1 protein-coding gene is annotated in these 2,500 nt (G+C 67.0%); it reads left to right on the top strand.

Going from position 1 to position 2,500, the window contains the following annotated elements:
- The first annotated feature begins 339 nt into the window (after positions 1–339).
- Positions 340–2,331 carry a M23 family metallopeptidase gene (locus VE25_RS07895; protein ID WP_160299962.1) on the top strand — a complete coding sequence of 664 codons (1,992 nt, stop codon included), beginning with the start codon at positions 340–342 and terminating at the stop codon, positions 2,329–2,331.
- The last annotated feature ends 169 nt before the right edge of the window (positions 2,332–2,500 follow it).

The raw sequence follows: 2,500 nt of genomic DNA, 5'->3' as shown, positions 1-2,500 counted from the left end.
TCCGGAATGGTTCCATAGATGGGGTGCCTGCCCGCACATTCAAGGGGCCGCCAAAACCGGCGGGGCGGGTCGCCTTCTCTCCCGTGGGTTTTGCACCGCCAGGCCTAGTTTCGCCGTATTTGTTGGAGATCACAGCGGAGTTGGGTATAAGAATTGCGCGCACGCACGAGGCAGATCACTGCTTCGCCAAGCGCCGGTCGCCGTAAGAGGGCCCTCAAGAAGAGCTGGAGCGCCACATGGTCCGATAGGTCGGGCCGGTGTTCTGTCATTTTGGATTCGCGCGGATCGAACCGGCTGCCCCGCCGTGTGAGGCTGCGCATGAAGCTCAAGGACGGAGTGTTGAACGCAGCACAGCGAAAGCGGCACACGGCCCAGTTGCGATCGTCCGGATACGAGGACGGTCCGGCGCTCACCGTTCAATCGACCGACGGCGACATTCCCCACGGACGCGAACTGAGCTTTGCCTGGCTTGCCGGGACCGTGATGACGGGCTTGACCAGCGTGCTGCTGATGGGCGCAGCCCTCTATATAGCGTTCGAAGGCCGCGACACGTTCTCGACGCCCTACCGGGCCCTCCACATCGAGACCCCGCGCGAAGCCGCGACCCCCACCGACATTTCCAGCAAGACCTTCCGGGCCAAGCCAGTGACCCAGACCCGCTCGGAACTCGAGACCATCGAGGCGGGCATCCGCGAGATGGTCGACGGGCGCGCGATGATCCGCAACCAGCCTTTCGTGCGCCTGCGCGCAACGCTGGCCACCGCCGCCACGTCCCTTTCCGACGACGTGCCGGCCTACGATCCCGTCGCGATCCTCAACGCCACCCAGCCGATCGAGGCGGCCGATGCGGCGAGCGAAGCCAACACCGATATCTACGGGGCCGACGTCGAGGGCGAGGTGGCGGTGCGGCTCGCCGCCATGCCGGCAAGCTTTGCCCCGGCCGCCGCCATCAACGACCGGCTGGCGGCCGAGTTCGTGCGCCTGACGCTCGAATCGGCCTATTCGGACATCGATGCCCCCATGCTCGCCTACGCCGCCGCGGGCCCGAGCCTGCGCGAACTCGGCGCCGCCCCCGGCGGCAACGTGGTGGCGGGTGTCGCCGAGAACGTGACGGTAATGCCCAAGACCACCCGCGCCGACGAGGCGGGGCTGGGCCGCACCGAGCGCATCCTGACGGTCAAGGAGCGCAGCCCCCTGACCGACGTGCTGCGCCGCAACGGCTTCACCGATACGATGATCCAGGCGATCAACGGAACGCTGAAGAACGTCTTCCCCTCGATCGAGCTGCCCCCCGGAGCGCGCCTGCGCATCCTTTTCGGTCCCTCCGTCAACACCGACAGCCTCGTGCCCTACCGGATGAGCATCTACCTCCACGAGGACCGCACCAATACCGACCGGCATGCGGTGACCGTGGCGCTGACCGACAAGGGCCAGTACGTGCTCGGCCTGGCTCCGCCCGAGATCGAATTCCCCGAGGAGGACACCGAGGAGGTCAGCGTCGCCAACCTGCCGAGCGTCTACCGCTCGATCTGGGAGACCGGGCGCAAGCACGACCTGGCCGACGACACCATCCGGCGCATCATCGGCATGTTCGCCTATGACGTCGACATGACCAAGCGCATCGCGGCCGGCGATTCCATCGAGATCCTCAAGACCGCGCCGGACGCCGAGGGCAAGCAGGACCTGCTCTATGTGGGCCTGACGCTGGGCAACACCACGCGCCAGCTCTACCGGTTCGTCACCCCCGACGGCGTCGCCGACTTCTACGACCCGAACGGGGAGACCGGAAAGCGGTTCCTGACCCGCCGGCCGCTCGAGGGCGGGGGAACGCTGCGCTCGCGCTTCGGCTATCGCATCCACCCGATCTTCAAGACCCGCAAGCTCCACACCGGCGTCGACCTCGCCGCGCGCACCGGCACGCCGATCTATGCCTCGGGCGACGGCGTCGTGCAGCTCGTCGGCTGGCAGTCGGGCTACGGCAACAAGATCGAGATCCAGCACGTCAACGGCTACGAGACCGCGTACGGCCACATGAGCCGCTTCGCCGACGGCATCAAGCCGGGCACGCGCGTGCGCCAGGGCCAGGTCATCGGCTATGTCGGCTCGACCGGCTATTCGACCGGCCCGCACCTCCATTTCGAGATCCTGATCAACGGCAACCTCGTCGACCCGCTGAGCGTCAAGCTGCCGCGCGAGAATACGCTGGCCGAACAGTATCGCGGCCAGTTCGGCCAGGTGATCGCCCAGATCAACGACCTGATGAAAAAGGAGCCCGCCCCGGTTTCGGTGGCGGCGAACACCGCGGCTCCGACGGCTGCCACGACCAACTGAGCCGGCTCCCTCCCGGGAGCGGGTGTCGTCCGCCGGTTCCCCATCGGTTTTAGAGCGTTTCACGATTGGACGGAACCGCCACCGGCCGGCTCTCCTCCCGCTTGAGGGAAGGGGCTGGGGGTGGGGGTCCATCGGTGGCCCACACAACGACCCCCACCCTCAATCCCTT

Source organism: Devosia geojensis (genome assembly GCF_000969415.1).
Classification (GTDB): Bacteria; Pseudomonadota; Alphaproteobacteria; order Rhizobiales; family Devosiaceae; genus Devosia; species Devosia geojensis.
Note: the sequence above shows the minus strand (reverse complement) of the source record. Positions and strands in the feature narration are given on the sequence as shown.